Below are 24,423 nucleotides of genomic sequence, written 5' to 3'. Positions count from 1 at the left end.
GGCGGGCGTACGGCGGGCGCGGGGCGGGCGTGCGGCGGGAGGTGTCGCAGATGGTCGGGTCAACGCGGTGGATGCGGCAAAGTGCGACCCCTCGCGAGGGTTGCGGGGCGGGCGTGCGGCGGGAGGTGTCGCAGATGGCCGGGTCGGCGCGGTGGATGCGGCAAAGTGCGGCCCCTCGACACGGTTGCGGGGCGGGCGCCGACGCCGCCGATCGTTGACTAATCGAACAGGTGCGCCACGATGCTGGAGGTGTATCCACTGGGGGCGAGGTTCGAGTACGTCGTATCGATGAGCACGTCATCTCGCCAGTACAGAGTGCGTCCGTCGGTGACGGGGTGCGTCTCGTTCGTCCACGTCTTCTCGCAGCGTGTGCCGTCGTCGGGCGTGAAACACGTGAAGCCCTCGTCGTCGGCCAGAGCGTTCAGCATGTCGAGGGCGGGCCCCCGGTTCATTCCGGATATTTCAGTGACCAGCGACGTCGTGTCTGCGCCCGGCTCGCGCCAGATGCACAGCAGCGACCCATCGGCTTGAACTCCGGAGGGTCCCAGCGAGGGATCGTTGAGTGGCGTGCTGCCGAGTTCTGCCAGCACTTCGTCGCTCAGAATCGCACGGCAGTCATCTGGGAGCGCGATCGGTTCGGACGTGGGAGTGGGCGTCGGTTTTGGAGTCTCGGATGCCGTGGGCGACGCGCTCTGCTCGGGCGAGGACCCAGCAGAAGAAGGCGATTGAGCAGGATCGCCACCACATCCGGCGAGGACCGAGGTCATCAGCAGCACGGTGGCGATGGTGACGAGACGCGATGCTTTCATGGCCATACCGTAGCGCCGTCTCGCCGACGCAGCACGGAGGCTCGTCGGGCAGTGGGTAGGCCAGAATGAGGGGATGCCTCAGAACACACCAGGCGCCGTCGTCATCGGCGATGCCCTCATTGATGAGATCCACGACGCCGGCGGCGTGCGCGAGCTGGTCGGAGGTGCTGCGCTGAACGTGGCTGTCGGGCTCCGGCGTCTCGGCGTGCCCACGACCCTCATTGCCATGGTCGGCGACGACGAAGCCGGTGCGCACATCCGTGAGTATCTCGGCGACCACGACGTGCGGCTGATTTCGAGCGAGGCGCCGCACGGATCGTCCCGTGCGATCGTGCAGCGCGACGCGCATGGTGAGCCAACCTACGTCTTCAACGAGGCGGCTCAGCGCCGCAGCATCCGCTACGGGCAGGAGGCTCGGCAGGCACTCCTCAATGCGGGCCTCGCGGTGATCAGCTGCTTCCCGTTCGACGTGCCGGCCGAGGTAGATGCCCTCGCCGAAGCGCTCGCGGGCGTCAGGGTCGCGATCGACCCCAACCCGCGTTCCGGCATGCTCAGCGATCGTGAAGAGTTCGTGCGCGGATTCGAGCGACTGGCTGCGGATGCCGCGATGGTCAAGGTCGGTGCGGACGATGCAGCGTTGCTCTACGACGGCGACCTTGACGCGCTGCGGTTGAGGCTGCGCGATCTGGGAGCAGACGCCGTGCTCGCGACGGCGGGCAAAGACGGTGCCGTGCTCGAGGCGGATGCCGGAACGTTCATTGCTCCGATCGCCGACTTGCCAGGGCCGATCGTCGACACTGTGGGTGCCGGCGACGCCACACTGTCTGCGGTCGCCGAAGGGCTTGTCGGCAAGCGCCCGCAGGCAGGGGAGGAGTGGCAACGGCTGCTCGATCGGGCGATGAAAGTGGCTGCGGCGACCTGCCGTTCCGAAGGTGGATTGCTGCGCACGCCCGAGTCGCTTGAGACCGGCGAACGCGGCGTTCGCGGCAGCTGAACTGTCGATTTCTTACACCCGCTTCTGGCGGGTATGCTTGATAATCGCGCCCCCGGTTGGCTGTACAAGCTGGACGGGTGCGCATTGGCGAGTTACCCAAGCGGCCAAAGGGATCTGACTGTAAATCAGACTGCTCAGCATTCGGGGGTTCGAATCCCTCACTCGCCACCACAAGACTAGAAGGCCTCGCGCGAGCGGGGCCTTCAGTCGTTCGCGGGGACATCGGGTGTCGGAGGATGATCGTCACCCCGAAGAGATTTCGGTTAATCGCGTGACACTGGATGCCTGCATCCGCCACACTGAGAACCATGGGATCAGCGTTGACCACCATCGGACTACCTGTCGCACTCGGCATCATCATGCTCGGCCTGGGGCTGAGCCTCACGCTCGCGGACTTTGCGCGCGTGCTGAAACAGCCGAAGGCGGTGCTCGTCGCTCTCCTCTGTCAGCTCCTGGTGCTGCCCGCCATCTGCTTCGCACTCGTGCTGCTGTTTCAGCTCCCGCCTGTGTTGGCTGTGGGAATGATGATGCTCGCCGCCTCGCCAGGCGGCACGACAGCGAATTTGTACAGCCATTTGTTCCGCGGCGACATCGCGCTGAACATCTCTCTCACCGCGGTGAACTCGGTCATCGCCGTGATCACTCTTCCGGTGATCACGAACTTCGCGATCATGTACTTCAACCCGTTCGATGACCAGCTCGGTCTGCAGTGGGCCAAGGCGCTGGAGGTGTTCGCGATCGTGCTGCTTCCCGTTGCGATCGGGATGCTGGTGCGACGCTTCTGGGCGAAGTTCGCAGACCGCATGGATAAGCCGGTGCGCATCGCCAGCGTGGTCATCCTCGTCGTTGTGATCGGCGGTGCTGTGGCATCCAATTGGGAACTCCTGATCGACAATTTCGCGCAGCTTGCCCTGATCACGATGTTGTTCTGCCTCATCAGCCTCGCGATCGGGTTCTGGGTGCCGCGGATGCTGAAGGTGGGCAGGCGCCAGTCGGTAGCGATCTCGTTCGAGATCGGCATCCACAACGCCACCCTGGCGATCGTCATCGCGCAGACAGTGTTGGGTTCGGTCGAGCTGAGCCTGCCCGCGGCGGTCTACGGCGTTCTCATGTTCTTCATCGCCTTCGGATTCGGCTTCCTCATCCGCGAGCGTGAGCCGAGTGTCGTGGCAGCTTCATAGACTGGACGGATGCGAGCGCTCACCGAACCGGACGTCCGTGCATCCTTCATCAATGCGCAGGAGGATGAGCTCTCGCTGATCGAGATGCCCCACGATTTCCTGCTCGTCGACTGGGAGTTTCACGACTTTCTCGCCTGGCGAGACCCGGCGTCGAGCAAACGCGGCTGTGTCGTCGTTGAGACTGATCGAGGCATCACCGGGATCGTGCTGCGGGCGAGCGACCCTGGTCGCACACGCTCTGGCATGTGCAACATCTGCCAGACGATGCAGCCTGGCAACCAGATCGCGCTCTTCTCTGCGCGGCGAGCGGGGGCTGCTGGTCGCCGAGGCGACAGCGTCGGCACCTATATGTGCACCGACCTGTCCTGTCACGAGAGCGTGCGGCTCGCGCATCCGCTCGCGCCCAGCGAAATCCGCGCCGAAGGGCAGATCGACATGCGACTCGACGGCACGCGTCGACGCATGGAGCGCTTCGTCGCGCGCGTCTACGAAGGAACGGACTGATCTCAAGCCGCGGCTAGGCTGGCGGAGTCCGTCCAGTGCTTCAAGGGAGATGCCATGAGCGATGCCATTCTGTTCTCAGTCGATGAGGGGTTGGCTCGGCTGACGCTGAACCGTCCCACGCGCCTCAATGCGTTCAACGCCGACCTCGCCCAGGCCTGGCGCGACGCGACGACCGAGGCGACGTCGCGTGATGATGTGCGGGCCATCCTGTTGGATGCCGCTGGCCCCGCCTTCTGCGCGGGCGGTGACGTGATCGATATGGCGACGACGATGGGCGAGGGGTCACAGATCGCCGATCTTGCGGGCGTCATCAACGTCGGCATCCGTGCGCTGACTGAGTCGGCGATCCCGGTGGTTGCGGCAGCCCACGGCACAACAGCGGGCGGTGGCCTCGGCATCCTGCTCTGCTCGGACTACGCCGTCGTCGGCGCACGCTCCAAGATCGGCAGCCTGTACGCGAACATCGGGCTCACCCCTGACCTGTCGGTATCCGCCCAGATTGCGGCCGCGGTCGGGCAGCGCCGCGCCCTGCAGTTGGTGTTGCAGGATCGGCTGCTCACCGCAGAAGAGGCGCAGGAGTGGGGGATCGCTGCCGAGATCGTCAGCGGAACGGATGCTGCGGACGAGGCCGATCGGGTACGCGAACGGGCGGAGGAGATCGCGCGATTCTGGCTCGCCGGTGCCGCTGTCGCCTATGGGCAGGCGAAGCGCCTCGTGCGCTCCAGGCCGGAGCGCACGTTTGCCGAGCAGCTAAGCGAGGAGGCACGTTCCATCGGCGCCGCCTTCGACACGGCGGATGCCAAGGCGCGCGTCGCGGCGTTTGCTGCAGCATCCGCGAAGAAGTCACGCTGACGCACCTGATTTATGCACAAACGCGCGACGTCACCGTTCGACGGGATCCGCGCGTGGCAGGATGAAAGCAACGTCGGCCGAAGAGGGGAACACCATGTCAGAGGTCACAACTGAGCAAACGGGGAAGGCGAACGCCTCCCTCATGATCAGAGGAGCGATCTGGATCGCCATCGGTGCGCTGATCGCGGCTGCCATCGTCTGCGTCATCTGGGTTCTCGTCGGCAATCAAGACGGCATCATCGGCCGCGCATTCCTGACAATTCTGCTACTCGCAGCATTCGCCGGAATCGCGATTCTTGAGGCTGGTCTCGCCCCGAACCGCCCGGAGTGGCTGGCGCTTGCCAGCATGATCACCTGGATCGTCGCGCTCCTCGTTGGTGCGGTCAAGATCTGGCTACCCACGACGCTGGGTGATTACGCCGGAGGTGTTGGTCGCTTCTTCATGCTGCTGCTCGTCATCGGTGTGATGCAGCTCGCGCTGCTGCATCTGCGCCTGTTCACACCGGCAGCTCGCCGCTATGTGACGACCTTCACCCAGGTCATCTACTACGTCACCGTCGCGATTCTGGTGCTGCTGGTGGGGATGCTCGTGATTTACCTCACGTTCCCGGATACCTTCGACTTCGACGAGCTGTACTGGCGCATCGTCGTCGCGCTGGCGATTCTCGCCGCGGTAGGAACCACCCTCATTCCGCTGTTGAACGCGCTGTTCGCCCCTAAGAAGCGCGAGGCCACGGTGGCCCACTACGCGCCCAACTCGTTCGCTGCTGCTCCGGCTGTTGCGGCTGTTGCGGCACCGGTTGCTCAGCAGTGGCCGACCTATGCTGATGGGGCGACTCCGCTCCCTGTGCTCCAGGACGGATCACCAGACTGGAACGCGTACTACACCGGGTACCCGACGCAACAGCAGGCCCAGTTCCCTGCTCCGGCGCAGGGCTTCCCGGTCGCACCGGACTACCCGCAGGCGCCAGCGGTTCCGCAGGCGCCCGGCCTGCCTGAAGCGCCCAGCGTGCCCGAGGTGCCGGTTGTTCCGGAGATTCCTGCTGCACCAGAGGTGCCTGGGTTCGAGCAGCCCGCACCAGAGGTTCCTGCCGCCCCGGAGCAGCCTGCCCCGGGTCAGCATCCCGCTCCTGGTTCGTTCCCGCCCCCGCCGCCGGCGCCCCCGCAGTGAGCGGCGGCGTGAGTGACGTTCGGCAACTGCAGGCACTTGCCTCGGATATAGCTCGTGAGGCGGGCGATCTCGCCCGCCAGCGGCGGGCCGAGGGTGTCTCATTGGCAGCGACGAAGTCGACGGTCGCCGACATCGTCACCGAAGCGGACCGTGAGGTGGAAGCGCTCATCCGCTCGCGGCTGCAGGCGGAGCGTCCTGGGGATGGATTTCTCGGTGAAGAATCCGGCGGAGCCCGCACCACCACCGGCGTGACGTGGGTCGTCGACCCGATCGACGGCACTGTGAACTATGCGTACGGCATGCCGGCGTACAGCGTCAGCATCGGGGCCGTTCAAGGCGATGCTGACCCGAGCGGTTGGACGTCCCTGGCCGCGGCTGTCTACAGCCCCGTTCTGGGGGAGATGTTCACGGCAGCACGCGGTGAGGGCGCCTGGCTGGATGGCACTCGGCTCTCCGTCAACACTGAGACACCGGCAGGAGCGCTGCTTGCGACCGGGTTTGGCTACGATCCGGCCACGCACGACGGGGATCTGGCCACGGTGCGTCGAGTCATGCCGCTTGCTCGCGACCTGCGCCGGGGCGGATCCGCGGCGCTTGATCTGAGCTACGTCGCGGCAGGTCGGTTGGATGGCTACTTCGAGCGTGGACTGAAGCCGTGGGACTTCGCTGCCGGTGCGCTCTTGGTCGCAGAAGCCGGTGGCACGGTGTCGCGGTATGACACGGCATCCGATCGTCCGATGCTGATCGCGGCTGGTCCTGCCCTGCACGTCAGAATTTCAGCGATATTCAACAACGAGAACTGAGGGCGTGTACATGGCATTCTCAGCGCCAGCGCGCTAAGGTTTATCTGTTCGTTACCTTCGTTGCCCGAACTTCGAGGGTCCCCCCCGCTTCTGTACATACCCCGAGAGAACCGTTTTGCCCTTCGATTCCCCCATGGCTGAGCCTGCGCCCACGCGCCGTTCCAGCCGTCACCGCACCGCGGATTCCGCGACCCCGGTTGGCGTCGAAGTGACGTCAGTGGATGCTGTCGCCTCTCTGGTTGAAGCTGTCGTGCTGCCGCTTTCGCGTCGAGCCGTCCGCGAGCGCCAGCGCGCCACGATGTCCGCCGTGCCACAGATCGTCGATGAGCCTGTTGTTGTCGATGAGCCCGTTGTTGTCGATGAGCCCGTTGTTGTCGATGAGCCCGTTGCTGCTTCTGTTGCTGATCCGTTCGTCTCGGCCTCCCGTGCGTTCCGTGCTGTCGCCACAGAGCCTTCGTTCTTCGTCGCTGCTTCCGAGCAGGCGCTTCCGGCCGAAGCGACCACGATTCACGTAGCCCCGCGCAAGAGCAAGGTCCGCCGCAAGATTTACACGGCTGGTGCCACGGTGGGTGTCATGGGAATCGCGGGTCTGCTTGCGGTATCGATGACGCTTCCGACAGAGGCCGTCGCGGCCGCGCAAGGTGCCCAGGTGAAGTCGGCCACCTCGTTGGTGGCGACGGGATCGCAGCTGCTGGCATCCGACGCTACTGACGACGAGATTCAGGCGTACGTCGCCTCATCCGATGTGCAGAACGAAACGATCCAGCGCACGGAGAACTTCTCGACGGCGTCCCTCGTCGACCTCGCCGCGGAGCAGGGTATCCACTACTCCAACGCGCTCTACACGAATGACCCGGATGCCGCCATCCAATGGCCGTTCGTGGTCGGTGTGGCGATGAGTTCGCCGTACGGAATGCGCGACACCGGCATGCACGAGGGCCTTGACCTCGTTCCCGGTGCGGGTGCTCCCGTGCAGGTGATCGCCGACGGAACCGTGCGCATCGCGACCGAGTCCGGCGGCAACTATGGTGTGACCGTCTACGTCGATCACGTCATCGACGGAAAAGTCATCACGAGCCATTACTCGCACATGCAGTACGGGTCATTGCGGGTTACCGCAGGCGAGAAGATCGAGGTTGGTGACATCATCGGCCTGGTCGGCAATACGGGTCGTTCCTACGGTGCGCACATGCATTTCGAGCTGATCGTGAATGGTTCGACCATCGACCCGCTGCCCTGGTTGCAGGCAAACGCGGGAAGGGACGACTACTAACCGTCTCGGTTTTTGAGAACGCCGAAGAACTGGTATTCTCGTATAGTTGCCTTCTGGGCAGCGAGCGCCCCGATAGCTCAGTGGTAGAGCACTTCCATGGTAAGGAAGGGGTCCCGGGTTCGAATCCCGGTCGGGGCTCGCAGCATTCATCTCACGCGGACGGATGCCTCGCGGCAGGGTAGCTCAGCTGGTTAGAGCGCACGACTCATAATCGTGAGGTCGCGGGTTCAAGCCCCGCTCCTGCTACAGAGATATAACCCCCGAATCCCGTGGAAACGCAGGGAAGCTCGGGGGTTTTGCTTTGCCAGAATGCAACGCTGAAACTCACTGCCGAGTTCGCCGCTGACCGCCTGAACGATACCCCGCGTGAATCCCTGGACGCACCCCTACCGAAGTTCGACGGGCCGAGCGTCCAGAGCGGGTGAGGGAATGTCCGGCGGTCCATCGCCCCCGTGGACCGCCGGTCGGAGTTACCCGAGAATAGGCCTACCCGAATAGGCCCGTGGATTTACCCTCCGCCACCAAGCCTATGGCGCACAGGGAAAACCGCTTGAAGGGTTGCCAACGGACGATCCGATGCGGTATACCGACCACGGTGGGGTCGCGAGGACTTCGCAGGGCGCGACAAGTGGTTCAGGTGGTTGCGCTGAGCGGCGGCATGTGCGGGATCGGTATGGGGCGCCGCGCCCGCTCGTGCGCGTAAAACTTGTGCACGTCTTCGAGAACTTCGAACGGGTTCATGTAACGGGCAGCGAGGGGAAGATCGCGCAGCCACACGACTTCGATGTCGTTCGGGTCCAACTGGTACAAGCACGCGATCGTTCGACGTGCGTCGTTCGGACGGTATCGGTGATCGTGGATCAGCCACTCGGTGTCGGTGATCTTCTTCAGCTCGAACCGGGGATCGGGCATCGCGGACATATCAACACTCCAATCATTTCAGAACCAGTGTCGGCTCGTTTCCGAATCAGTGTCGGTCTGAAGGGCTCGCAGAAGCCAGCCCTTGACAAAAGGCATCAAGGTGCGCTTTCATGCGACCGGCGGTGAACTCACACACGATCGAGCGGGACAAGGGTGAGCGGACAATCTCACCCGCTCGGCAGGTGCGTCCACCCATCAGGCGTCGAGACCATTTTACGAAACCCGCTTTGAAGAATCAAACAGTTTGGTCGTGTACCTCATCGGCGTAACGGGCTCTAAACCGACGAAGACCCCCACCCGGCCCGAAGGCTAGTTGGGGGTCTTTCGGTGCGTCAGATCAGCGCGGGTCGTGACCAGCGGCGCGGTTGCGACTAGTGAGCTCATCGATAACGAGTTCGCCTGTGGCATTCAGTCGCGTCATAAGTTCCTCGATGCGGTCCGGCTCGATGGTTGGTGAGGCCGCCTCGTCGAAAAGGAACTGAAGCGGGATCGCCGGATGAATCCAGATCGTTGCCCGTCGCTGATCTCCGGCGACGGGAAGCCACGTCATCATGAAGCTCTCTTGCCGCCGGAGCTTCGTCCCGATAATGATCTTCAGATGAGCGAGCGTCGCATCATCGATCTCAATAGGTTCCGACGTTCCGTCATATCTCAAAATCCCCATAGTGAACCGTACCCCGGCAACGATGAAAGACTCCAAAATAGACGAAGCTGGCGGGGGCCCGGTCGTTGTTCAGCCTCCCGACGGGTTTTCGAGCGGCCTGCCTTCATCGTCGGTGGTCTCATCTTCGAGTATCTGTTCAGTGTCTTCGGGGGCACCAGAGGAGGCGCCCTTGGTCGTCGGCAGATCGACCCCTGCTTTCAGGGGATCGAATGCAGCGCCTCCGATCATGAAAATCCCGCGCTGCGGCATCCAGAAGTCACCGAGTCTGGTTTGCCGAGGCAACGGTTCGATCACGCCGAGGTCCTCGCCGCGGATGGATGCCTGCGACGTATCGACGATCCACATTCGTCGGAGGCGGGCTTTGAACAGCTGTTCGTTCGGAGTCTTCCCTGTCATTCCGATCCGACCGGCCCGGAGCGACGGGCCAGCGACTGCGCCGAGTGCCGAGAGGAATCGTTCGCTCCGCCAGAAACGAGCAGGTAGAGAACGGGCGACACGAGACATAATCCGCGTCATGCGCGTGGCGGCGAGCGTGACCGACCAGCGGAGATCGACCTCGTCGCCGATGGTCACGATGAAGGTGCGCTCGCCGACCCATTCGACATCGATCCTGTGAACGGAGGTGGACTCCAGCGCTCGCCCGAAGTAGCGGGGGCAGGAGACGGTTGCATCGACGGTGGTGTAGATCGTCCAGGCATCCGCAGGAGTGCGCAGCCAGACAGACGTATACCCCGGGCCGATCGACGTGACGGGGAACCGGCGGAGACCCAGCACGTAGCCGGAGCTGAACGGCAGGCTCATGAGTGCGTACCCGGCGAAGCGCTCCGTGTTGCCGGGTACGAGCTCGGAGCGAATCTCCGCTTCAGTCACGAGATTGCGAACACTGTCCATAGTGTCCTCCCGATCCCACGGTACTCGCCCCTGGGGCCAGATGGGAGGTCATCCAGAAGTGCCCTGCCGCGCGCTGCGTTACTTCGCGGTGCTCTTGAACCCGCGCAACCTCAGGCTGTTACCCACCACGAACACGCTCGACAGGGCCATCGCGGCGCCGGCGAGCATCGGGTTCAGCATTCCGAGCGCGGCGATCGGGATCGCGGCGACGTTGTAGGCGAAGGCCCAGAACAGGTTCGACTTGATCGTTCCGAGCGTCTTGCGAGACAGCCGGATCGCGTCGACCGCGCTGCGTAGGTCACCGCGGACGAGTGCGATATCGGATGCTTCGATCGCGACGTCCGTACCGGTTCCCATGGCCAGACCGAGGTCAGCCTGAGCCAGCGCCGGAGCATCATTCACACCATCGCCGACCATCGCGACGACCTTGCCCTCGGCCTGCAGGCGCTTGACGACCTCGACCTTGTCCCTCGGCAGCACCTCGGCGATGACCTCGTCGATCCCGACCTCTGCGGCGATCCGGCGGGCGACAGCTTCGTTGTCTCCCGTCAGCAGCACGGGGGAGAGGCCGAGCTTCTTCATCTGCGCGATCGCCTCGGCGCTGGTCGGCTTGACGGTGTCGGCGATAATCAGGATGCCGCGGGCAGCCCCGTCCCATCCGACAGCGACGACTGTCTTGCCTTCGCGTTCGGCGGCAGCCTTGGCGTCGGAGACAACCGACGACAGAGCGAGTGACCAGTCGGCCAGCAGCGAATCGCGACCGACAATGACGCTGTGTCCGTCGATGACGCCCTGCACGCCCTTGCCCTCGATGTTTGCGAAATCGGTGACCGTTGCCAGCGAGCCGGTCTTCGAGACCGCGGCCTTCGCAATGGCCTGAGCAATCGGATGCTCGGATGCATCCTCTAGTGCTCCCGCCAGGCGCAGCAGCTCATCGGCATCCGTACCGACCTCGGCAACCACGTCGACGAGCGTCATCTTGCCTGTCGTGACGGTTCCGGTCTTGTCGAGCACGATCGTGTCGACCTTGCGGGTGGACTCGAGTACCTCAGGGCCCTTGATGAGAATGCCCATCTGCGCGCCGCGTCCGGTGCCGACGAGAAGGGCGGTCGGGGTCGCGAGTCCCAGCGCACATGGGCAGGCGATGACCAGCACCGCAACGGCCGCGGTGAAGGCGGCGGCAACGGGGAAGCCCGCCAGCAGCCATCCGGCGAGAGCAACGATCGCGATCGCGATGACGATCGGCACGAAGACGCCCGAGATTCGATCGGCGAGGCGCTGGACCTCAGCCTTGCCGGTCTGTGCCTCCTCGACGAGTGTTGCCATCTGCGCGAGCTGCGTGTCAGAGCCGATCCTTGTTGCGCGCACCACAAGTCGTCCGCTGGCGTTGACGGTTGCTCCGGTTACGACATCACCCACGGTGACCTCAACGGGAACAGATTCACCGGTGAGCATCGAGGCATCAACGGCCGATACGCCAGAGGTCACGACGCCGTCGGTGGCGATCTTCTCGCCAGGACGAACGAGGAACTCGTCGCCGACGTGCAGTTCCTCAATCGGCACGAGAATCTCGACTCCGTCGCGCAGCGCAGAGACGTCCTTCGCGCCGAGCTCGAGTAGCGCGCGCAGCGCCGCACCGGCTTGACGCTTGGCACGCTTCTCGAAGTAGCGACCGGCGAGGATGAACATCGTCACCCCGGCGCCGACCTCGAGATAGATGTTCGCCGCGCCGTCAGAGCGGGAGAGGCTGAACTCGAAGCCGTGTGTCATCCCTGGCATCCCGGCGGTGCCGAAGAAGAGCGCATACAGGGACCAGAAGAATGCCGCGAGGGTGCCCATCGAGATGAGCGTGTCCATGGTGGCCGCGCCGTGCTTCAGATTTGTCCAGGCGGCCTTGTGGAAAGGCCACGCACCCCAGACGATCACGGGCGCGGCCAGCGCCAGCGACGCCCACTGCCAATAGGTGAACTGCAGCGGAGGAATCATCGCCATCAGGATGACCGGCACAGTCAGAATGATCGAGATGATCAGCCGCTGGCGCAGTGAAGTGAGCTCGGGGTCGGCGTCGCTCGCCGAGGCATCCTTCGCGTTACGAGGCGCGGGCAGCGCCGCGGTGTATCCCGCCTTCTCGACCTCGGCAATGAGGGCGGTGGAGTCATAGCCCGACGGCACCCTCACCTTCGCTTTCTCGGTCGCGTAGTTGACGGTGGCTGCGACTCCATCAAGCTTGTTCAGCTTCCGTTCGATACGCGTCGCGCAAGAAGCGCAGGTCATCCCGCCGATTTCGAGCTCGACGCTCGAATCGGCGAAGTCCGCGGCGGTCGACACCTTCATGATCGTCCTCGGCTCAGGAGCGGACGGCGGAGTAGCCCGCCTCATCGACGGCAGCCAGCACGTCGGCATCGGCGAGAGGAGCGTCTGCCGTCACGACGAGCTTGCCGGTCTTGGCGCTGACCTCGATGCCTTCTACTCCTGCGATCTGGCTGACCTCTTCGCGGACGGACATCTCGCAGTGGCCGCAGGTCATTCCGGTCACCTGGTATTCGGTGGTGCTCATGTCTTGATCCTCTCGCTTGAACGCCCCGGATGGGCGTTCACTCAGAGTAACAGAATACCCCAGGGGGGTATTCCTGAAGACGTTGCCGAGTCATTTCTTCTGGTGAATGACGGCTGGCGTGGCTCTGGACGCGTGTATGCGTTTTCCGCCATACTTCAGCGGGGCATAGTTCGCGGAATTAGCCCCATCAATCACTGACGAAGGGTCAAACTCATGTCTTTCTGGTCTGCAATCTGGGATGTGCTGCTGTGGGCGCTGACCTTCACGGTCTTCATCGCCTACCTGATGGCACTTTTCTCGATCATCAGCGACCTGTTCCGCGACCACAAGCTCAACGGCGTCGCCAAGGCAATCTGGTTGATCTTCCTGATCTTCCTGCCGTTGCTCACTGCTCTCGCCTACCTCATCTTCCGTGGACGCGGCATGAGCGAGCGTGCGGCTGCTCAGCAGCAGGCCGCCAAGGATGCAGCGGACCGCTACATCCGTACCGTCGCGGGCAACCCGGTCGAGGACATCGCTCGCGCCAAGGAACTGCTCGACGCGGGGACGATCACCGCTGACGAGTTCGCCCAGCTGAAGGCGACGGCGCTCGCGAAGAGCTGACTTCATCGCCTGACAAGAGGCTCCCGACTTCGGTCGGGGGCCTCTTTTCGTGTGCCAAGGGAATCGGGCCATGAGACGATGTCCGCACTGCTGCGACGAGAGGAACTCCCATGCCCATCTCTACCGCCGATCTCTATGACGAGCTCGAAGAGAGCATCCAATCCTTGCCGGTGCAGTTTCGCTCGTTCGGACGCAAGGCCGCGTTCGACGGCCGCATCCGCACGATTCGCTGCCTGGAAGACAACGCGCTCGTGAAGTTGATGTTGGCGACACCTGGCGACGGAGCCGTGCTCGTCGTCGATGGGGGTTCTTCACTGCAGACAGCACTGATGGGTGACCTGATCGCCGAATCCGCTGTCGCGAACGGCTGGGCAGGCGTTGTCATCAACGGCGCGATCCGCGACAGCGTCGCGATCGACGGCCTCGATCTCGGCGTGAAGGCGCTCGGAACGAACCCGCGCAAGAGTGCCAAGCTCGGCGCCGGTGAGGTCGATGTCGACATCTCGTTCGCGGGAGTGCTCTTCCGAGTGGGCGCTCATCTGTACAGCGACGAAGATGGCATCCTCATCGAGCGGTGACGGCTTGCTTCCAGTCGCGATTTCTGTCGCCCAAGCGTGGCTCAAGCGACAGAAATCGCGACGGGAAGGCCGGGGTGCAGGATCAGGCGATCGCGCGCAGGCCGTCCAGCAGCGGAGTGGTCGGACGGCCGATGAGTCGGGACAGCGTGCCATCGGTGTCGGAGAGTCCACCGGCGCGGATGCCAGCATCCAGACCCGTCATGAAGGCCGCGAACCCGGCATCCAACCCGGCAGATTCGAGCGCGGCGGCGTGCTCTTCGGTCGACAGCGACTGGTATTGCACAGGCTGGCCTAGTACCTCGGCAAGCGTGGCTGCCAGCTCGGTGTAGTCCCAGGCGGTGTCACCGGCGAGCTCGTACACCTCTCCGATGTGGCCTTCCTCAAGCAGGACGACGGCCGCGGCATCTGCGAAGTCGCGGCGGCTGGCCGATGCGACCTTGCCGTCACCGACACTCGCCGCGAGCACCCCGGATGCGCTGACCTGGGAGAAGTCGCGCGCGTAGTTCTCGGTGTACCAGTTGTTGCGCAGGATCACTGCGGGAACGCCGGATGCCGCGATGAATTCTTCGGTCGCCTTGTGCTCCGGTGCGATCGGCAGAGTGCTTGTGGTGGCATTCGGCAGGCTCGTGTAGACGAGCTTCGCGACACCGGCTGCCTTCGCGGCATCCACCACGGTCTGGTGCTGCGCCACGCGAGCGCCGAGCTCCGAACCGGAGATCAGCAGCACGGCATCGACGCCTTCAACGGCCGTCGTGACCGTGGCGGCGTCGTTGTAGTCCAGCGCGACGACGCGTACTCCGCGATCGGCGAGGTCGGACGCCTTTGTCAGGTCGCGGGCTCCGGCCACGATCGAAGCCGGATCTGCGCCGCGGGCGAGGAGGCTGTCGATGACGAGGCGGCCGAGCTGTCCGGTCGCACCGGTGATGAGAATGTTCATGTGGGTCCTTTCGTGGGGAAGATCATCGGGGACAACTCGCTGCGCACCGATAACCTTCCGATCCAGTGGTACCCACTTTGAAGTAAGGTACCCACATGACCGTTAGTTTTGCGCAGATTCAGGAGAAAACTCCCAACGTCTTCGACGAGGGCTGTGGCACCCGGATCATCCTCGACCACGTCATGAGCAAGTGGGGTGTGCTCGTGCTGGCCTGCCTGTCTGACGGCACCCATCGCTGGGGTGAGCTGCGCCGCACTATCGGCGGCATCAGCGAAAAGATGCTCGCCTCCACATTGCGCACTCTCGCCGATGACGGTCTCGTGCATCGGGAGTCGCTTCCCCAGGTGCCACCGCACGTCGAATACAGCCTCACGCCGCTCGGTCGAGATCTCATGGAGCGGATGCTGCCAATGGTCGCGTGGGTCGCCGACAACGCCGACGGGATGCTGGGACGCGACGAGGCCTGAACGGCCGGGCGCAGCCCGTGCTCAGGCCGTGCGCAGAATCCGGGCCGTTGTGCGCGCGCTGAAGTACAAACTCTCCACCGGGACACGCTCGTCGGCCGCGTGGAACTGGGCGTACACATCGAAGTCGTCGGGCACGCGCAGCGGCACGAAACCGTATCCGTTCACACCCAGACGGGCGAAGTGCTTGTTGTCGGTCGAAGCCGGCAGCAGATAGGGCACGACGACACCATCGGGGTCTTCGGCGCCGATGGCTGCGGAGATCACATCGATGAACGGGCCGTCGATCGGTGCATCAATCGGGGAGATCATCCGCTGCCAGGACACTTCGACCGTGCCTCCGGCGAGCGTCTCGATGCCCTCGCGCAGGGCAACTTCGCCATCAGGCAGCGCCCGGATATCCAGCGTCGCGTGTGCGCTACCGGGGATGATGTTGCTCTTGTCTCCGGCACGCAGCACGGTCGGTGCCGCGGTGTTCCGCGCCGCGGCGGCGATCACGCGTCCCACGAATCCGAGATCTTCGAGCTCCGCATCCAGGTTCTCGTCGGTGAACTCGACCCCGCGGGCGGCGCCGAACACTTCGAGGAACCGTTCCAATGCAGGCGTGCGCACCACCGGGAAGCGGTGCGCGCCGATGCGTGCCACGGCGCCAGCGAGCTGCGGCACAGGATCGCTCGGGAGCGGCCGTGATGCGTGCCCGGCCTCACCACGTGCAGTCAGCTTGACGCTGCCGACGCCCTTCTCTGCGGTCGCGAGCAGATACGCGCGGCGGCACTCGGCCAACGGCACCGAGAACCCACCGACCTCGCTGATCGCTTCGCTTGCCCCGGCGAACAGCTCGGGCCGGTTGTCGACCAGCCAGGATGCACCCCACACGCCGCCGCTCTCTTCATCTGCGAGGAACGCGAAGATCAGATCCCGGCGAGGGCGGATGCCGGAGCGCGCGAAATGCCGTGCCACTGCGAGGATGACGCCGGCGAAGTTCTTCATGTCGACCGCGCCGCGCCCGTACAGCAGGCCGTCTTCGATGTCGGCGCCGAATGGCGGATGGGTCCAATCCTCAGCGTTGACCGGAACGACATCGAGGTGCGCGTGCACGATCAGCGCTGCGGCATCCGTTTCGCTACCGACGATGCGCGCGATCACGCTGCCGCGTCCGGGGATCGGCTCGACGAATGTCGTCTCGATTCCCACTTCCTCCAGCGCAGCCTGCACGAAGCGCGCCGCGCGAGTCTCGCCGTCGCCGATCGTCTCGAGGTCGCCGGTGTTGACGCTCTCGATCCGGATGAGATCGCGGACGAAGCGGAGCGCTTCTTCTTCCAGCAGGCTGTGGGTCACCACCTCAGCGTATGGCGGATGCCGTGTGCATTACGCGCGGTTACTTCTCGAATCGGAGACTCGGGTGTTCACGTGGTTCACTCACTCTCGTGAACAACTCCCGTGTGAAGAAGAATTTTCTGTCCGTTCTCGGCGTGCTGGCGGCCGGCGCGCTGACTCTGTCGATGGCGGCCTGCGCGGGAGGCGAAGACACCGCTGATGGCGGCAATGCTGGCAATGCCGACGAGACCAAGATCGTGCTCGGAGCCGACGATGGCACCGAAGAGCACTGGACGATCCTGAAGGACAAGTTGGCAGAAGAGGGCATCGAGCTCGAGGTGCGCACCATCACCGACGCCGTGCAGCTGAACCAGGGCGTGCAGGACGGCGAGCTGGACGTGAACCTGTTCCAGCACCTCATCTTTCTGTCTGACTTCAACGTGAACAGCGGCGGCACCCTCGTGCCGATCGGCGCCACCGCCGTGTACCCGCTCGCGCTGTACTCCCAGGAGTACACCGACGTTGCCGACCTCCCTGAAGGCTCCACCGTCGCCCTGCCGAACAACCCGACCAACCTCGCCCGCGCCCTGCTGAACCTGCAGCGTGCAGGGCTGCTCGAACTCGAGGACGGCGGCGACGCCTTCTCGACCGAGGCTGACATCACCTCCAGCAAGGTCGAGATCCTGCCGGTCGATACGAACCAGACGGTCACCGCACTCAAGGACGGCAGCGCTCAGGCCGCCATCGTCAACAACACGCAGGCACAGAAGGGCGGGCTCGGCGACGAGCTGATCATCTTCAAGGAAGACCTGGACAACCCAGAGCTCGCGCCGTACATCAACGCCTTCGTCGTGAAGGACGAGAACAAGGACGACCCTCGCTGGGAGAAGCTGATCGAGGCGTACCACTCGACCGAGGTTGAGGCCGCAGTCACCGAGCTGAACCAGGGCAACCTGCAATTCAAGGGCGACTGGACTGCCGAAGACCTGCAGACAGAGCTCACTCGCCTCGAAGATCTGCTTCGCGACGCGAAGTAGATCGACCCGCACTGATTCGCACGACGACGGACCCATGACAAACATCATCACGTTCGATTCTGTCTCCAAAGCGTTCCCCGGAACGCGGAGGGGGCCCGTCGTCGACGCTCTCGAAGACGTCGACCTTGAAGTCCAGACGGGCTCCATCGTCGGCGTCATCGGGTATTCCGGGGCAGGGAAATCCACCCTCGTCCGCTTGATCAACGGGCTGGAGAAGCCCACTGGCGGCACGGTGAATGTGCTCGGGACGGATGTCGGAAACGCGTCCGAGACCGAACTGCGCTCGCTGCGCGGCCGTATCGGCATGATCTTCCAGCAGTTCAACCTCTTCAACGCCCGCACCGTGCGCGGCAACGTCGCGTATCCGCTGAAGGTCGCTGGGTGGAACCGCGCCGACATCGGACCGCGAGTGACCGAACTGCTCGACTTCGTCGGCATCGGTGACAAGGCGGATCGCTATCCGCGCGCGCTGTCAGGCGGACAGAAGCAACGCGTCGGTATCGCCCGTGCGATCGCCGCGAACCCGGAGCTCCTGCTCGCCGACGAGGCCACCAGCGCGCTCGACCCGCAGACCACCGGCGAGGTTCTGGCGCTGCTGAAGGAGATCAACCGTCGACTCGGCATCACGATCGTCGTCATCACCCACCAGATCTCGGTCGTGCACGAGCTGTGCGATCAGGTCGTGGTGATGGACGGTGGCAGGGTCGTCGATGCCGGCGACACGTACCGAGTGTTCGCGCATCCGCGTGCGGCACTCACCGAGCGCTTCGTCGCAGCCGTCACGCAGGGCGTACCGGCTGGCGATACCTTGGACGCTCTGCGCGTCGGCGGGGGAACCCTGGTCAGTGTCGACGTCAACGAGTTCACCAGTGAAGACATTGACGAGGTGTTCGAAAAGCACAGCGTGCGTCGAGCGGTGGTATTCGGCGGAGTGACCGACATCCGCGGTCGGCAGCTCGGAACACTTACCTATCGCCTGCAAGCCGGAGCGGATGCCATCGCTGCGGCCGTCGTCGAGCTCTCCGCGCACACCAGGGCGCACGTTCTGACGGATGCGTCCACCTCGGTGCAGTCATCCGGAACGGAGGCGGGCGCATGACCGGCTTCCACCCCCTAGCGAACTGGGATTCGCTGACGCCTGTGCTCCTGGAATCAATTCAGGAGACCATCTACATGGTCGCCGTCACCCTCCTCATCGGTGGCGTCGCCGGCCTCCTGATCGGCGCGGTGCTGTACGCCACACGACCAGGCAACCTGTTCGCGAACAGGGCCGTCTTCAACGTAATGAACCTGGTGATCAACCTCATCCGGCCCATCCCGTTCATCATCTTCCTCACCGCGGTGGGCCCGGTCACCAAGGTGGTCGCGGGCACCACCCTCGGTACAACGGCCGCAATCGTGCCGATGACGATCATGGCCGCCGTGGTCATCGGTCGCGTTGTCGAGCAGAACCTCGTCGCCGTTGATCCAGGCGTCGTGGAGGCGGCGCTGGCCATCGGTGCCAAGCGGTTCTCGATCCTGTTCGGCGTCGTAATCCCTGAGGCGCTTGCACCCCTGATCCTCGGCTACACCTTCATGTTCATCGCGGTGGTCGACATGTCGGCGATGGCCGGCTACATCGGCGGCGGTGGGCTCGGAAACTTCGCCATCATCTACGGCTACAACCAGTTCGATGCGCAGGCGACCTGGGTCACCGTGGCGATCATCATCGTCATCGTGCAGGTGGGTCAGATCTTCGGCAACTGGCTCGCGCAGCGGGTGCTGCGGCGGTAGGTGCCGCAGGGGCTCCTCCGGTTTAGGCTGAACGCATGCAGCACCCAGCCGTCGTCATCACCGTGTCCGATCGAACTGCCGCTGGGGTGCGCGCAGACACGAGCGGGCCACTCGCGGTGGCAGCCCTCCGCGCAGCGGGATTCACCGTCGAGGACGCGATCGTCATCACCGACGGCGCCGACAGCGTCGAGCGTGCGTTGCGGGCGGCCCTCGCGGCCGGCGCCCAGCTGATCGTCACGACCGGGGGCACCGGAGTCTCGCCGCGCGATGAAACCCCAGAGGGCACCGCGCGTGTTCTCACGCACGAGGTTCCGGGAATCGCCGAAGAGCTACGACGACGCGGCGCGGAAGAGAAACCAGCGGGCATGCTGACGCGGGGTCTCGCCGGGGTGACAGACCAGGCGCTGATCGTCAATCTTCCCGGATCTCCGGCCGCCGTGGCATCCGGAATGCCGGTGATCGTGTCGATCGCCGGCCACGTCATAGACCAGCTCGCAGGAGGAGACCACGCATGAGCGCCGATGTACGCATTGCTCGCGTCAGCGCCGAGCCGCTGACCCTGCAGGAATATCTCGACGCGGTGGATGACCCTCGTGCCGGGGCCACCACGACTTTCGTTGGTCGAGTGCGAGATCACGATCCGGATGCCGCGGGCGAGGTTGTGGCGTTGGAATACTCCTCACATCCGGATGCCGAACAGGCGCTGCGCGCGCTCGCAGAGCGGTCGGGGGAGGCGGGGAGCACTGCGATCGTCGCGGTAGGTCATCGGATCGGTCGGCTGAACGTAGGCGAAGCCGCCGTCGTCATTGCGGTCGCTTCAGCGCACCGGGCCGAGGCATTTGACGTGTGCCGCACGATTATCGAGGCGATCAAGGTCGATTTGCCGGTGTGGAAGCGCCAAGTCGAGGCCGACGGCACGACTGCCTGGATAGGGCTCGGCGGCTAGCGGCCGGGCGTCAACCGCCGGCGAACGGCGGGAGGATGTCTACCAGTGTGTCGGAGCCGATCGGGGTCGCATCGTCGACTCGAACACCGCCCACCAGCACCGCGCAGCGCGGGAGCACGCCGCTGAGTGCAGGACGATCGGCGCTGAGGGCCGCGCGCAGTGCACCGAGGGTCGACTCCGGACGCTCTTCCTCGTCGACGCCGGCGGCCTCGCGTGCGGCAGCGAAATAGCGTACGTGTGCCACTACTGCTCCCAAGTCTTCGCCAGTGCGGTGATTGCATCGACCGCTTCGGCGATGTCTTTGCTGGACCCACCGGCACGTCCGGCGACGAGTCCGGCGACGTAGGCGCTGAAAGGTGCTGCCGGGCGGGCGACCCCGCGCGCGACATCGCCGGCAAGGTTCAAGATCAGCGAGATCGGCAGGTCCTCCGCCGTCAGATCGAACCGTTCGCGCAGTGCGGCAGCCCAGGCATCCAAAGCCTCTGGCGGCAGCGTTCGCGATGAATTGTCGCTCATGTCTGCTCCATTTCCCGCTCGGCGCACAGCCGCCGCGCGTCATCGAGATCTTCCCACGTATCGACGTCGGCCGTGATCTGCCCGGGCGCGTCGACCACGACGATCACCAGGTCGGATAACAATGCGCGCATGGATGCGCCGTGGCCGGCATCCGGAACGCTCGATGCCGCATGCAAGAGCGCCGACGTGCGATAGATGCCGGTCAGCCACTGCAGTTTTGACGAGGCATCCGAAAGGCACACGCCGTCCGCCTCGGCCGGCAAGTAGACCATGCCTGCAGCGAGCAGAGCGACACCGGCCTCGGCCTGAGGGAGATCGCTCGCCAGTATGAGAGTCCATTCGGCCACGGTGTCCGCCTGCTCGCCCCATGACCGCAGTGCGGCGACAATCGCGGATACGGGTCCGCCGAACGGCGGATCTTCGCGCACCCAGACGGGCGCCGCAGATTCGCTCGGCGGAGCCGCCGTGTCCGCGGCAACCGAGTGAGGCTCAGGCCCGACGATGGTGATCGAGATGCATCCTATGGAGTGCGCCGCGGCGACGGCGTGCGCGAGCAGTGTCGTGCCGCCGACTTCGAAGAGGGGCTTCGCCGCGCCGCCCACGCGCGTCGCGCGGCCACCTGCGAGCACGATCGCACTGACCGAAGTGGGCACTCCGGTGGTGCTGTCGACCGTGCCTGCAGGACTCACAACGCGTCGGACCGCACCCATGAGCCGCTCTTACCGCCGGTCTTCGCGACGAGGCGCACGTTCTCGATCGACGTTGATTTATCGAGTCCCTTGACCATGTCGACGACCGCCAACGCAGCGACTGACACCGCAGTGAGCGCTTCCATCTCGACGCCGGTGCGGTCTGCGGTGCGCACCGTCGCCTCGATGCTGACGCCGGAATCCTCGACGGCGACATCGACGGTTGCGCCGTGCACGCCGATGACGTGCGCAAGCGGCAGCAGTTCGGCACAGCGCTTGGCGCCGGCGATCCCCGCGATCCGCGCGACCGCGAAGACATCTCCCTTGGGGACGGTTCCATCGCGCAGCGCGGCGACGACCTCGGGAGTGCACCGGACGAACCCGCGGGCCGTCGCGGCACGAACGGTCGGCTGTTTCTCGGTGACATCGACCATGCGTGCGTGGCCTGCGCTGTCCAGATGCGTAAAGGTCATGACAACAGCATGACATCGACCAGATCACCGGTGCGTACGACGTCGACCGCCGCATCGACGACTGCGAGGGCCTCAGCGCGGGCGAGGCCGCCGGCCAGGTGCGAGCCTGAGCCACCGGCCGTCGCAGGTCGCACGGTCCAGCCCCCGGCATCTTGTCGATCGATCGCTGCCGGCAGATACTGTCGACGACCCACCGGGGTGCGCCACCCCTCCGCGGCGCGAAGCCGCAGGAGCGAGCGGTGCACGTGGTCTCGCCTTTGCATCGTCAGCAGCGCCGGGCGCACGAAGGTCTCGAATGACACTGCGACGCTGACCGGGTTGCCCGGCAGACCGAACACGAGAGTTCCGTCCGAGAGACGCCCGAACCCCTGTGGCTTGCCCGGTTGCATTGCCACCTTCGTGAACTCCAGCTCTCCGCCAGGGCCGAGGGTATCTTTGACGACTTCATAGGCACCGGCGCTCACGCCCCCGGACGTCACGATCGCATCGGCACCCAACGCGGATGCCTCCGCCAAGGCCGCGCGGAACGCTTCGACATCATCGACAACCACGGCCCGCAGCACCACGTCGGCGCCGCACTCGGCGACCAATCCTTCCAAGAGGTACGAGTTCGACTCGGGGATCTGCCCGCGCCGCAGCGCTGCACCGGGAGGGGCAAGCTCCGACCCGGTGGAGATGACGGCAATCCGGGGGCGGCGACTGACATTGAGCACGGATGCGCCGGCTGCGGCCGCGGCCGAAACTTGGAAACCACCCAGCGCGACACCCGCAGGCACGACCTCGTCGCCGACAAGGGCATCGTCGCCGCGGCGTCGGATGTGTGCTCCGCGGGCCTTTGGAGAGCTGACGACGATCACCTCGTCGATGGAGTTCTCGAGACCGCCGACGGTGTCCTCGAAAGGCACGATGGCATCGGCCGCGGTCGGCACCGGCGACCCCGTCATTATCCGCGCGGCCTCGCCGGAGTCGAGCGTCGGATCAAGCTCGGTCCCGGCGGGAAGATCGGCGACGATGCGCAATCGCACTGGAGCATCGGATGTGGCGCCGGCGACGTCATCAAAACGCACGGCGAATCCGTCCATGGCGGAGTTGTCGAATACGGGGATATCGAGCGTCGCGCGCACCGGCTCCGCAAGGGTCCGACCGAGTGCTTCGGCCAATCCGATCCGCTCGGCGGGAAGCGGGCGTACAGCGGCGAGCACAACCGCCAGCTGCTCTTCGACCGTGCGCATCAGGCGCGTTCCGCCTCGAGGGCGGCAGCCCAGGCGAGCATGCCGCCCGCGAGCACCGTTGCCGTGATGCCCGCTTCGGTGAGAGCATCCGCGGCCCGAGTGGCGCGCGAGCCGGCATGACAGACCAGGATCACCGGACCGCGCACGATCGAGGGCTCGGCCAGCAGTTCGGCCAGAGGCAGGTGCGTGGCACCGGGGATCATCCCCGTCGCCACTTCGTCGGCCTCGCGCACATCGACGACGGCATCCGCCGTGCCGGCCGCGAGTGCGTCCGCGAGTTCGCGCGCCGAGATCGTGGGATGCGATGCGGGTGCGGGAGGGGGCGTTGCGGCGGGTTGCGGTGCGGAAGGTGGGGCTGCGCTCGCCGGTGTGACGGCATCCGCTGTTGTCGGCGATCCGAGCGGAACCTCCCACTGGCGCGAGTTCAGCCCATCGATGACGAGAACACGGCCGAACAGCGAATCTCCGATGCCGGTGATGAGCTTGATCGCCTCCGTTGCGAGCAGAGCACCGACCTGCAGGCAGACGGTGCCGAGCACACCCACCGCGGCGCAGGTGGGCAGTTCGCCGACGCTGCCGGGCGGGTAGAGATCCGCCAGCCGTCGGGCGGCCATTCCTGCCGGAGGATTCGACCAGAACACCGTCACCTGCGCGTCGAACTCCTGCACGGTGCCCCACACCAGGGGGATGCCGAGCGACTCGCAGGCGCCGGCGACAGCCTCGCGCGTCTCGAAGGTGTCGGTGCCGTCGATGACGACATCCGCTCCGCGCAGGATGCTGGCGGCATTGTCCGGCGCGAGGTGCTCGTACACGGGGCGCACAATACCCGCCGGCGCGAGATCCCTGGCCGCGCGCACGGCCGAATCGGCCTTGCCCGAGCCGACGTCGGAGTGCCGGTGGATCACCTGGCGCTGCAGATTCGAGATCTCCACCTCGTCGTCGTCGATGATCGTCAGGGTTCCGATGCCGGCGGCGGCTAGCCCCAGGATCACCGGCGAGCCGAGGCCCCCGGCGCCGACCACGGCGACGTGGGCGGCGGCAAGTCGGCGCTGCCCGAGTTCGCCGAGGACGCGCAGGCTGGCATGGCGCGCAGTGCGAGCGCGCTCCTCTGTGGTGAGCGCTGCGAGAGGTTCGACGAGCGGCGGAAGATGCATGGCTTCAGGGTAGTCCGCGCGTCGCTCGGCGTCAGGACGTGCCGTCATCTTAGATATCCGCATCTGCGGAAGAAAAAAGACAAG

Annotated in this window: 29 protein-coding genes and 3 tRNA genes; 18 read left to right on the top strand and 14 right to left on the bottom strand. The window is 65.0% G+C overall.

The genetic code is table 11. The annotated features are described in order from the left end of the window. Nucleotides 1-218: 218 nt before the first annotated feature. Entirely contained in the window at nt 219-809 is a 591-nt protein-coding gene (locus tag AC1C2O_RS08190) for a hypothetical protein (RefSeq protein WP_495429932.1), read from the bottom strand. A gap of 73 nt (nt 810-882) precedes the next feature. Between AC1C2O_RS08190 and AC1C2O_RS08185 the strand changes: the two genes are divergently transcribed. The 10 genes from AC1C2O_RS08185 (at nt 883) to AC1C2O_RS08140 (ending at nt 7,833) form a co-directional block, all read left to right on the top strand. Next, a complete protein-coding gene (locus AC1C2O_RS08185) occupies nt 883-1,803 on the top strand; it encodes a carbohydrate kinase family protein (protein ID WP_495429931.1) in 921 nt (306 codons plus the stop codon). Between the two features lie 86 nt (nt 1,804-1,889). Then, nucleotides 1,890-1,974: transfer RNA gene (locus AC1C2O_RS08180), tRNA-Tyr, on the top strand. A 137-nt stretch (nt 1,975-2,111) separates the two neighbouring features. Further along, on the top strand, nt 2,112-2,984 hold the full coding sequence (locus tag AC1C2O_RS08175; RefSeq protein ID WP_495429930.1) for a bile acid:sodium symporter family protein: 873 nt from the start codon (nt 2,112-2,114) through the stop codon (nt 2,982-2,984). 9 nt (nt 2,985-2,993) lie between these two features. Then, on the top strand, nt 2,994-3,488 hold the full coding sequence (locus tag AC1C2O_RS08170; protein ID WP_495429929.1) for an FBP domain-containing protein: 495 nt from the start codon (nt 2,994-2,996) through the stop codon (nt 3,486-3,488). Nucleotides 3,489-3,542: 54 nt separating this feature from the next. After that, nucleotides 3,543-4,340, top strand: a complete 798-nt coding sequence (locus AC1C2O_RS08165) for an enoyl-CoA hydratase/isomerase family protein (protein ID WP_495429928.1) — start codon at nt 3,543-3,545, stop codon at nt 4,338-4,340. 94 nt (nt 4,341-4,434) lie between these two features. Continuing rightward, nucleotides 4,435-5,511, top strand: coding sequence for a hypothetical protein (locus AC1C2O_RS08160; protein ID WP_495429927.1), 1,077 nt, complete (start codon nt 4,435-4,437; stop codon nt 5,509-5,511). A gap of 8 nt (nt 5,512-5,519) precedes the next feature. After that, entirely contained in the window at nt 5,520-6,314 is a 795-nt protein-coding gene (locus tag AC1C2O_RS08155; protein ID WP_495429926.1) for an inositol monophosphatase family protein, read from the top strand. 133 nt (nt 6,315-6,447) lie between these two features. Continuing rightward, nucleotides 6,448-7,587, top strand: a complete 1,140-nt coding sequence (locus AC1C2O_RS08150; RefSeq protein WP_495429925.1) for a M23 family metallopeptidase — start codon at nt 6,448-6,450, stop codon at nt 7,585-7,587. Nucleotides 7,588-7,653: 66 nt separating this feature from the next. After that, nucleotides 7,654-7,725, top strand: a tRNA-Thr gene (locus AC1C2O_RS08145). A gap of 34 nt (nt 7,726-7,759) precedes the next feature. Next, nucleotides 7,760-7,833, top strand: a tRNA-Met gene (locus AC1C2O_RS08140). A 387-nt stretch (nt 7,834-8,220) separates the two neighbouring features. On the opposite strand, the gene AC1C2O_RS08135 is transcribed toward AC1C2O_RS08140, so the two are convergent. The 5 genes from AC1C2O_RS08135 to AC1C2O_RS08115 all read right to left on the bottom strand — a co-directional run bounded on the left by AC1C2O_RS08135 (nt 8,221) and on the right by AC1C2O_RS08115 (nt 12,620). Then, nucleotides 8,221-8,508: a hypothetical protein gene (locus tag AC1C2O_RS08135; RefSeq protein ID WP_495429924.1), complete on the bottom strand. Its 288-nt coding sequence runs from the start codon at nt 8,506-8,508 to the stop codon at nt 8,221-8,223. A 337-nt stretch (nt 8,509-8,845) separates the two neighbouring features. Then, nucleotides 8,846-9,172, bottom strand: a complete 327-nt coding sequence (locus tag AC1C2O_RS08130) for a DUF7882 family protein (protein WP_495429923.1) — start codon at nt 9,170-9,172, stop codon at nt 8,846-8,848. A 69-nt stretch (nt 9,173-9,241) separates the two neighbouring features. Further along, a complete protein-coding gene (locus AC1C2O_RS08125) occupies nt 9,242-10,063 on the bottom strand; it encodes a hypothetical protein (protein WP_495429922.1) in 822 nt (273 codons plus the stop codon). Between the two features lie 78 nt (nt 10,064-10,141). Continuing rightward, nucleotides 10,142-12,397, bottom strand: coding sequence for a heavy metal translocating P-type ATPase (locus tag AC1C2O_RS08120; RefSeq protein WP_495429921.1), 2,256 nt, complete (start codon nt 12,395-12,397; stop codon nt 10,142-10,144). Between the two features lie 13 nt (nt 12,398-12,410). Continuing rightward, entirely contained in the window at nt 12,411-12,620 is a 210-nt protein-coding gene (locus tag AC1C2O_RS08115; protein ID WP_495429920.1) for a heavy-metal-associated domain-containing protein, read from the bottom strand. A 213-nt stretch (nt 12,621-12,833) separates the two neighbouring features. Here AC1C2O_RS08115 and AC1C2O_RS08110 point away from each other — a divergent pair, with 213 nt between their 5' ends. Together AC1C2O_RS08110 and rraA are read left to right on the top strand one after the other, a co-directional pair. After that, nucleotides 12,834-13,223 (top strand): SHOCT domain-containing protein, encoded by a 390-nt coding sequence (locus AC1C2O_RS08110; protein WP_495429919.1) that lies wholly within the window; start codon nt 12,834-12,836, stop codon nt 13,221-13,223. Between the two features lie 110 nt (nt 13,224-13,333). Further along, the gene (rraA, locus tag AC1C2O_RS08105; RefSeq protein WP_495429918.1) at nt 13,334-13,801 is read left to right on the top strand and encodes a ribonuclease E activity regulator RraA; all 468 of its coding nucleotides are present in this window, start codon (nt 13,334-13,336) and stop codon (nt 13,799-13,801) included. Nucleotides 13,802-13,883: 82 nt separating this feature from the next. Here rraA and AC1C2O_RS08100 read toward each other — a convergent pair whose 3' ends face one another. Beyond that, nucleotides 13,884-14,738, bottom strand: a complete 855-nt coding sequence (locus AC1C2O_RS08100; protein WP_495429917.1) for an SDR family oxidoreductase — start codon at nt 14,736-14,738, stop codon at nt 13,884-13,886. Between the two features lie 95 nt (nt 14,739-14,833). Here AC1C2O_RS08100 and AC1C2O_RS08095 point away from each other — a divergent pair, with 95 nt between their 5' ends. Beyond that, nucleotides 14,834-15,205 (top strand): winged helix-turn-helix transcriptional regulator, encoded by a 372-nt coding sequence (locus AC1C2O_RS08095; protein ID WP_495429916.1) that lies wholly within the window; start codon nt 14,834-14,836, stop codon nt 15,203-15,205. A gap of 21 nt (nt 15,206-15,226) precedes the next feature. Here the strand turns inward: AC1C2O_RS08095 and AC1C2O_RS08090 are convergent, their stop codons facing one another. Beyond that, entirely contained in the window at nt 15,227-16,540 is a 1,314-nt protein-coding gene (locus AC1C2O_RS08090) for a M20/M25/M40 family metallo-hydrolase (protein ID WP_495429915.1), read from the bottom strand. 89 nt (nt 16,541-16,629) lie between these two features. On the opposite strand from AC1C2O_RS08090, the gene AC1C2O_RS08085 reads away from it, so the two are divergent. From AC1C2O_RS08085 to AC1C2O_RS08065, 5 genes are read left to right on the top strand one after another with little or no spacing between them, the layout of a single operon-like run. Further along, nucleotides 16,630-17,556 carry a MetQ/NlpA family ABC transporter substrate-binding protein gene (locus AC1C2O_RS08085; RefSeq protein ID WP_495429914.1) on the top strand — a complete coding sequence of 309 codons (927 nt, stop codon included), beginning with the start codon at nt 16,630-16,632 and terminating at the stop codon, nt 17,554-17,556. A 34-nt stretch (nt 17,557-17,590) separates the two neighbouring features. Next, entirely contained in the window at nt 17,591-18,655 is a 1,065-nt protein-coding gene (locus AC1C2O_RS08080; protein ID WP_495429913.1) for a methionine ABC transporter ATP-binding protein, read from the top strand. Further along, nucleotides 18,652-19,329: a methionine ABC transporter permease gene (locus tag AC1C2O_RS08075; protein WP_495429912.1), complete on the top strand. Its 678-nt coding sequence runs from the start codon at nt 18,652-18,654 to the stop codon at nt 19,327-19,329. The genes AC1C2O_RS08080 and AC1C2O_RS08075 overlap by 4 nt, the downstream gene beginning before the upstream one ends. Nucleotides 19,330-19,364: 35 nt before the next feature. Beyond that, complete coding sequence (locus AC1C2O_RS08070) at nt 19,365-19,844, top strand: MogA/MoaB family molybdenum cofactor biosynthesis protein (protein ID WP_495429911.1); 480 nt, start codon at nt 19,365-19,367, stop codon at nt 19,842-19,844. Continuing rightward, nucleotides 19,841-20,275, top strand: coding sequence for a molybdenum cofactor biosynthesis protein MoaE (locus tag AC1C2O_RS08065; protein WP_495429910.1), 435 nt, complete (start codon nt 19,841-19,843; stop codon nt 20,273-20,275). The genes AC1C2O_RS08070 and AC1C2O_RS08065 overlap by 4 nt, the downstream gene beginning before the upstream one ends. Nucleotides 20,276-20,285: 10 nt before the next feature. Here the strand turns inward: AC1C2O_RS08065 and AC1C2O_RS08060 are convergent, their stop codons facing one another. From AC1C2O_RS08060 to AC1C2O_RS08035, 6 genes are read right to left on the bottom strand one after another with little or no spacing between them, the layout of a single operon-like run. Then, nucleotides 20,286-20,519: a MoaD/ThiS family protein gene (locus tag AC1C2O_RS08060; protein ID WP_495429909.1), complete on the bottom strand. Its 234-nt coding sequence runs from the start codon at nt 20,517-20,519 to the stop codon at nt 20,286-20,288. After that, nucleotides 20,519-20,791, bottom strand: a complete 273-nt coding sequence (locus tag AC1C2O_RS08055; protein ID WP_495429908.1) for a DUF6457 domain-containing protein — start codon at nt 20,789-20,791, stop codon at nt 20,519-20,521. Before AC1C2O_RS08055 ends, AC1C2O_RS08060 begins: the two co-directional genes overlap by 1 nt. Further along, nucleotides 20,788-21,501 carry a molybdenum cofactor guanylyltransferase gene (mobA, locus tag AC1C2O_RS08050; protein WP_495429907.1) on the bottom strand — a complete coding sequence of 238 codons (714 nt, stop codon included), beginning with the start codon at nt 21,499-21,501 and terminating at the stop codon, nt 20,788-20,790. The genes AC1C2O_RS08055 and mobA overlap by 4 nt, the downstream gene beginning before the upstream one ends. Next, the gene (gene moaC, locus AC1C2O_RS08045) at nt 21,477-21,953 is read right to left on the bottom strand and encodes a cyclic pyranopterin monophosphate synthase MoaC (RefSeq protein ID WP_495429906.1); all 477 of its coding nucleotides are present in this window, start codon (nt 21,951-21,953) and stop codon (nt 21,477-21,479) included. Before moaC ends, mobA begins: the two co-directional genes overlap by 25 nt. Further along, a complete protein-coding gene (locus tag AC1C2O_RS08040; RefSeq protein ID WP_495429905.1) occupies nt 21,950-23,185 on the bottom strand; it encodes a molybdopterin molybdotransferase MoeA in 1,236 nt (411 codons plus the stop codon). The genes moaC and AC1C2O_RS08040 overlap by 4 nt, the downstream gene beginning before the upstream one ends. Next, nucleotides 23,185-24,339 carry a ThiF family adenylyltransferase gene (locus AC1C2O_RS08035; protein ID WP_495429904.1) on the bottom strand — a complete coding sequence of 385 codons (1,155 nt, stop codon included), beginning with the start codon at nt 24,337-24,339 and terminating at the stop codon, nt 23,185-23,187. Before AC1C2O_RS08035 ends, AC1C2O_RS08040 begins: the two co-directional genes overlap by 1 nt. Between the last annotated feature and the right edge of the window lie 84 nt (nt 24,340-24,423).

Source organism: Microbacterium sp. Y355, assembly GCF_059445345.1.
This window is presented reverse-complemented; position numbering and strand designations above follow the sequence as displayed.